This window comes from Polaromonas sp. P4_H1, from assembly GCF_056400945.1.
In genome coordinates this window covers 1-6,678 of sequence record NZ_JBFUKG010000035.1, presented here as the reverse complement: position 1 = coordinate 6,678, position 6,678 = coordinate 1, and the positions used below count along the sequence as shown (strand labels likewise).

Here is a 6,678-nt window from a genome sequence, read left to right as displayed (position 1 = left end):
AGAGCGGCGTGGGTGGGGGCAACGAGGATCATGACTTTCATTAGGAGAACGAGGATGATATCTACATTAATCGTGCGGTTTGCCGCAGTCGTCGCACTTGGTGCGGCTGCTGTCGCGACTCCCGCATTCGCGGAGAAAGTACTTCGTGTCGGTATGACGGCGAGCGACGTGCCGCTTACTACCGGTCAACCGAGCCAAGGCACTGAGGGTCTCCGCTTCATGGGCGTCACCGTTTACGACGGGCTTGTGGGCCGGAGTACGCCGTTGACAGACTTGCACCCATACACAGTGAGGATGCAGCCGATAAGAGGAGTGTCTTGATGAATTCAGCAAAGCGCCATGTGGCCGTTATCGGCGCGGCGGGCGGGCTCGGGCAGGCCCTCGCGCAGCGGTTTGCAGCGGGCGGCTGTGCAGTGTATCTGCTCGGCCGCGACCTGACTCGACTGACGGAAATTGGTCGGGATATCACGGCCAAGACCGGCGCGCCGACCTTCCCGGTCGAGTGTCATCTCGACAATGGGGACTCTTTGGCGCGCGCGCTGACCGCGCCACCTCGCATCGACGTGCTGATCAACGCGGCTGGCAGCATACCGCGCCGCGCGTTGCTCGAATCACAACCGCAGGAGTGGCGCGGCGTGTGGTCAGACAAGGTGCTGGGCTCGATCGAGGCATGTCGCCTGGCCTGCGAACGCATGCGCCAAGCGGGCGGCGGTGTTATCGTCAATATCATCGGCACTGCCGGCGTGCGGCCAAACCCCAAAACCATCATGACCGTGACCGCAAACGCGGCATTGATCGCGTTGACGCAGGCGCTAGGCGCTCAGTCGGTGGACTGGAGCGTACGCGTTGTGGGCATCAACCCCGGGCTCACTGCCACGCCGCGCACGGCGGATTTGGCGGCTGGGAAAGGCAGGGAGGCCTACCAAGCGCTGCTGCAGGACTTACCATTCAAGCGCATGGCGCGCGCCGACGAGATTGCCGAGTGCGCGTGGTTCTTGGCCTCTGACTCCGCTGCCTACATCTCGGGAACGGTGATCGACGTGGATGCCGGCGCACGCTGGCGAGTATGACGTGGCAGACATGCCGACCACTGCGCCGCAACGCGGCACCTTCAACGACGAGATGTGGAGCAAGGGCGGCATGATCAGCGAGGAAGCTTAGGCCACCAGCAGTGTCGTGCGCGAGGCCAGCATGCTCAAGAGCGACGTCAAGTACGAAGAGCTCGTCGACTGCGCGCAAGCTTGTGACGGCACAGTCGGATATATTTCAATAAGCAGAAACCCGGAGAGAACAAACCATGCTAGAACCAATCTGGAACAAATTCCTCACCGAGCAAGACAAGGCGGTATTCGCGGCATCCGGCTTCGGCGCGTGCGGCGGCTTCGGCAAACGGCCGGCGCTGCTCGTCATCGACGTGAGCTACGCCTTCTGCGACGAGCGTGCTACGCCGATTCTCGAATCGATCAAGCGCTGGCACACTTCATGTGGTGAGGACGCATGGGTGGCGATCCCTTATATTAAGTCGCTTATCGACAAGTGCCATGGCAAGGGTGTGCCGGTGATTCATACGACCGGCGTGAGGCGTGACGACAATTGGGACGGCGGCAGCTGGAACTGGAAGGACGGCCGATTCAGCGAGGACACTGCCAGCAAGTCTGGCACCAGCCTTGACGGCAACGAGATCGTTGCCGACATCGCTCCGGCGCCGCAGGACATAGTCGTACTGAAGCAGAAGCCGTCGGGCTTCTTTGGTACCAACCTGGCGAGCTATCTGACCCTGCTCGGTTGCGACAGCGTGATCGTGACCGGCACCACCACCTCGGGCTGCGTGCGCGCGACCGTGCTTGACGCATTCAGCCTCAATTATCGCGTCGCCGTCGCCGAGGAAGGCTGTTTCGACCGCGCGCAGGCGAGCCATGCCATTAACCTTTGCGACATGCACGCCAAATATGCCGACGTGGTGAAGACCTCGGAGGTGCTCGCCTTCCTGGACAGCCTTCCGAGCGGAATGTTCGACCTGCCAAAGGGCGCGGCACCCGCCCAGAAGACCAAGCTCGCGCCGAACTTTTAGGGAGACCCGCAAAACCTCGCGCAGCCTCTTCCGCGAGAACGAGCACGAGCTTGCACCATCGATCACATGAAGCTATACAGGCTCGACCTCGAATTGAACTCCAGGCGCGCGCGCAAGCGCGAGTTCCTTGGTCCGCTGGAACGGGTCGTGCCGCGGGTCACGCTGGGAGCCTGAAAAGGGGCTGCGCTTATCTCAATCCCGTAGCGCGTTCAGACGATCGGAGCCACTTCAGCAACCGCATCAAGTATCGTCGGATTGGACGCCAATGTCTTTACTGAGACACTTATTGTCTGAATCATTCACCCCAAGCTGTACTCCCGACCAATCCTCAAACATTTTCACGATGGTTGTGAAATCCTCATCACCGTGATCACGCATCCAAGTACGCCAGAGCTGGAACACATGGCTGGCGATGGGGGTCGGAACCTTCAGATTGTCCGCGAGGGCTAAGACAAGCGAGAGATCCTTGTAAACGATCTGGTGCGACGCGCCGTAGTTGAAACTCCGTGGCAGGACGGCCGTAGGAAACTTCGACTCCGTCGCAGAATTCCGCCCCGACCCGGCATTAATCACCTGAATAAGCAAGCCTGGTTCGATTCCCGCTTTCGCACCTAGAACGACTGCCTCTGAAGTCGCGGCCAACGCCGTATAGTTCAGCATATTGTTGATCAGCTTGACTTTTTGGGCCTGGCCGGGCGTTGGACCGACGATGAACAAACGCGAGCCGATGGCATTCAGGGCGGAGCGGGCTTGCTCAATGGCCGCTGGTGCTCCCGAAGCAATGACTGTAAGGGAACCCTCTTTGGCTAGAGCTAATCCGCCGGTGACTGGCGCATCAACGAAAGCAACGCCTGCGGCAGAAAGCGAGGAGGCAATGCGCTCGGCCGCTTCGGGCCCGCTTGTGGAAAGGTCGACAACACAACGCGGCTTTCGCATGGCCAGGATGCCTGCTGGTCCGAAGTAAACCTCCTCGATGGCGGCTTGGCTCGGCAGGCAAGTGAAGACTATATCGGCAGCTGCGGCCGCTTGGGCCGCGCTGTCGGCCCAAAGTGCGCCGTTGGCAAGCAAAGATTCGGCGGCCTCTCGGCGCTTGTCCGTCACAGTCAAGGTAAAGCCGGCCTGAAGCAGACACGCTGCCATTGGCGAGCCGAAAGTGCCTGTACCAACGAACGCTAAAGAAGTACCACTCATAAGTCCCCCGAGGTTTGTCATGTTTCTCGGTATAGCAAGAGCAAGATCCGGGCCGACATCAGCATCCTGGATGTCTGTGGCATTAGAATTGCGTCGGTCAGCGCAGCCTTTTGCGCGGCATGGCGATGTAGTGATGAGATTGCCGCGAATGCATTTGCCATGGATACAGCCGTGAATCATTACAACATAACGCAACGTCTTGCCCAATTCATCTCGCACACCCGTTGGGAAGATGTCCCGAAGGAAGTGAGACACGAAGGCAAGCGAGCCATTCTCAATTTTTTCGGAACCGCTATTGGAGGCTGCCGCGAGCCGGCCATAGATTTAGCCATCGCGTCCCTTTCCGAGTTCAGCGGCGGATCCCAAGCAACTATCATTGGTCGTTCAGAGCGGATCGATACGCTAAGCGCAAGTTTTCTAAATGCGGCGAGTGCGAACATTGCGGACTTTGATGACACTCACATCCGTACCGTGATTCACCCCACCGCGCCCGTTGCCCCAACTCTGCTCGCGCTGGGGGAGCGGAAAAAGATGACCGGCGAAGAATTACTGACGGCTTTCGCTGTCGGCGTGGAGGTGGAATGCCGAATCGGCAACGCAATCTCACCTATGCACTACCGCAAAGGCTGGCACATCACCGCGACCTGCGGCATTCTGGGCTCAGCTGGCGCGGCCAGCAAGGCGCTAGGACTAGACGAAGTAAGGACCGTGTACGCGCTCGGCAATGCCGCAACACAATCTGCAGGCCTCGTAGAATGCCTCGGGACCATGGCGAAGAGCATCAGCATCGGCAACGCCAGCCGAAACGGGTTGTGGAGCGCGCTGCTGGCACAGAGTGGCTTCACCGCACCGCCGCATTCGATCGAGGGTCCCCAGGGACTTCTAGCGGTCATGGCGGATATTGCCGACATGGAAGCGATTGTGACCGGGCTCGGCGAGAGCTGGGAGCTTACAAAGAATGCATACAAGCCCTATCCCTGCGGCGTTGTGATCAATCCGATCATAGACGGTTGCTTGGCCTTGCGTGAAGCCACGGAGACGGATCTCGATCACATCGAGCAGGTCCTCATCACCGGGAGCCCGTTACTTGCGCAGCGTGCGGATCGACCAGAAATATCTTCAGGTCGGGAGGCGCAGGTGAGCGCGCAACATGCGGCCGCCGTGACCTTGCTTTTTGGCGAGCCGGATTCGACCTCCTTCACCGATGCGCGTGTGCAGGACCCGCGGGTAGGCGTCCTCCGCCGAAAGATCGTCCTTAGGGTCGACCCGACACTTGGCGTCGAAGCGGCCCGGATTACGCTCAGGACCACCGACGCACGCGAGCACACAATCGACGTGAAGCACGCCCGCGGTGGACTTGAGCGACCGCTCACCGACGCAGAGCTCGAAAGCAAGTTCGAATCTTTGGCAGCGTCGCGGATCTCGCGCGGTGCTCGGACAGCGCTCGTCGATAAGATATGGACGATCGAGAGCTCGGCGAACATCGCGGAAATCCTGTCCCTCACGATTCCCTTCAGCTGACGAACGCATCCGGCGGTTTGGACTTGACCCGTCTCCACGGACAGTTTGAGCTCCTTCAATGAAGCTCAGAAATTGTCTGGGTTTCGGTGCTGATGATTTTCCCCTGATGTTTCCTTTCGAAGTTATTGGTGACAGATAGTTCAAGCCGGAGTGCCTCCGGTGCGGTTTGTACCAACTCTCAATCCAGGTGAATATGGCCAGGCGTGCCTCGGTCTTGGGTTTCCAGCTGCGTCGGGCAATAAGTTCACAGTCCAGCCTGGCAAAAAAAGCTGTCGGCCATGGCGTTGTTATAGGCATCGCCGACGCTGCTCATCGAAGGTCGAACACCCATTTCCTTGTACCGGTTGCCAAAGGCGATGCTGTGTACTGGCTGCCCTGTCGGAATGGTGAATGACCGGTTCAGGTCTGCGGGGTGTGCAAAGCCATGTTGAGCGCTGCGATGACAAGGTCTGCCGTCATCTGAACCCCAAAGGCTAGCCCACCACCTAACGGCTGTGGATATCGGTGGCCACCGCCAGCTACAAAACGTCTTCCCACATGGGCACATACGTCATGTCGGTCACCCAAAGTTCATTGATGTCCTTGGCCGCAAACACCCGGTTCATCAGATCGGACGCCGGGCGCTGGCGCTTGTTGCGCTCGGTGGTCGCGCACCAGGCTTGTCTGCTGCTCACGCCTTGGATGTGCATTGCCCGCACCAAGCGGGTAATGCGTTTGTGACTGGCGACAATGCCCGTGTCAGTCAACTCGGCACGAATACGGACTATGCCGTAAGTCTCGTCGCTGGCGCGGTGGGCCGTGCGAATGTGCTCGTTTAAACTCGTATTGGCCTAGGCACGTTTGCTGATGAGGCGAGCGCGCCAGTCCTAGTCCCCGCTGGTGGAGACCTTCAGGGTTTCACACTGGGCGCGCAGGGGTAGAACGGCCTCATTTGCTTTCACGAGTTCGTAGACGTCGTGGACGCCTTCTCGCTTTTACTGGCAAACCAAGCCGTAGCCTTTGCCATATGTCTCGCTCCATCTGTACCTGACGCAATTTGCGGCGCAGTTCGACAAGCTCCTGACGTTCAATCGCATTCAGCGGCCCTTGCGGGACATTACTTCTGGGCGGAGGCACCGCCGCTGACGTGCCCATTGAGCTCAGTCGCACCCACTTGGCTACTGTGGTCGCGTGCAGGCCGAACTCCTTGGGCACACCGTTGGCACTGCGCCCTGCATGCACCAAATCCACGAGTAGCTGGCGAAACTCCGACCTGTACGCCGTTCGGTATTTGGACGTCTAGGACTCCTTCTTTGAGAACCATAAGGTGTCTGTGAAATGGGGTCAACTTCGGTTCGTGGCTTGGGTCTCAGGTCGGTGTCTCGCCAAAGTCCGCATTCTTTGCAAGGATGTGCCTCCGGAATACATTCAGGTCCAGGAGTGTCTTTTAAGAATACATACACTAAGTTGACTCCGTGTCCGGGCATACGGTGGAATGAGTGCGTCGCATGAAGCTTGCAGTGAAATGGTCAAAGACGTTGAGGGGCACACAGCACACGCAGGCACATGAATTGCCTGGCACAGAACATGCGGTTAAGTTGTCAACCCCGCGCTTCGAGCTCGACAACGAGAAGGATATAACTGATGAGGTGTGCGTCGTGGCCGCTACCGAGCAGACGAGCCGGCTCATGTCTACGATCCTCGCAAATTCATGCCGCGCGAGGTTTGAACTGTGGGCGGCGAGGCGGTCGAACGGTATAGGCTAAGGACAATGTGAAAGAGCGGCGTGGGTGGGGGCAACGAGGATCATGACTTTCATTAGGAGAACGAGGATGATATCTACATTAATCGTGCGGTTTGCCGCAGTCGTCGCACTTGGTGCGGCTGCTGTCGCGACTCCCGCATTCGCGGAGAAA

General features: G+C 58.9%; 5 protein-coding genes and 1 pseudogene. 4 read left to right on the top strand and 2 right to left on the bottom strand.

Annotated elements, in window-relative coordinates; translation table 11 throughout:
• The 3 genes and pseudogenes from AC1DS5_RS24870 to AC1DS5_RS24860 form a co-directional block, all read left to right on the top strand.
• A pseudogene (locus tag AC1DS5_RS24870) lies at positions 1 to 321 on the top strand (hypothetical protein); the annotation flags it as partial.
• The gene (locus AC1DS5_RS24865; RefSeq protein WP_477720915.1) at positions 321 to 1,070 is read left to right on the top strand and encodes an SDR family oxidoreductase; all 750 of its coding nucleotides are present in this window, start codon (positions 321 to 323) and stop codon (positions 1,068 to 1,070) included. The pseudogene AC1DS5_RS24870 and the gene AC1DS5_RS24865, both read left to right, overlap by 1 nt.
• A gap of 227 nt (positions 1,071 to 1,297) precedes the next feature.
• On the top strand, positions 1,298 to 2,071 hold the full coding sequence (locus AC1DS5_RS24860; protein WP_477720914.1) for an isochorismatase family protein: 774 nt from the start codon (positions 1,298 to 1,300) through the stop codon (positions 2,069 to 2,071).
• 240 nt (positions 2,072 to 2,311) lie between these two features.
• Here AC1DS5_RS24860 and AC1DS5_RS24855 read toward each other — a convergent pair whose 3' ends face one another.
• Positions 2,312 to 3,262: an NAD(P)-dependent oxidoreductase gene (locus tag AC1DS5_RS24855; RefSeq protein WP_477720913.1), complete on the bottom strand. Its 951-nt coding sequence runs from the start codon at positions 3,260 to 3,262 to the stop codon at positions 2,312 to 2,314.
• Between the two features lie 171 nt (positions 3,263 to 3,433).
• On the opposite strand from AC1DS5_RS24855, the gene AC1DS5_RS24850 reads away from it, so the two are divergent.
• A complete protein-coding gene (locus tag AC1DS5_RS24850) occupies positions 3,434 to 4,783 on the top strand; it encodes an MmgE/PrpD family protein (protein ID WP_477720912.1) in 1,350 nt (449 codons plus the stop codon).
• Positions 4,784 to 5,301: 518 nt separating this feature from the next.
• Here the strand turns inward: AC1DS5_RS24850 and AC1DS5_RS24845 are convergent.
• On the bottom strand, positions 5,302 to 5,589 hold the full coding sequence (locus tag AC1DS5_RS24845; RefSeq protein WP_477720916.1) for an IS3 family transposase: 288 nt from the start codon (positions 5,587 to 5,589) through the stop codon (positions 5,302 to 5,304).
• Positions 5,590 to 6,678 lie beyond the last annotated feature (1,089 nt).

Excerpts from the sequence above, each read along its gene's own strand:
- AC1DS5_RS24855 (WP_477720913.1), bottom strand. The coding sequence starts at position 3,262 with ATGAGTGGTACTTCTTTAGCGTTCGTTGGTACAGGCACTTTCGGCTCG.
- AC1DS5_RS24865 (WP_477720915.1), top strand. The coding sequence starts at position 321 with ATGAATTCAGCAAAGCGCCATGTGGCCGTTATCGGCGCGGCGGGCGGG.
- AC1DS5_RS24860 (WP_477720914.1), top strand. The coding sequence starts at position 1,298 with ATGCTAGAACCAATCTGGAACAAATTCCTCACCGAGCAAGACAAGGCG.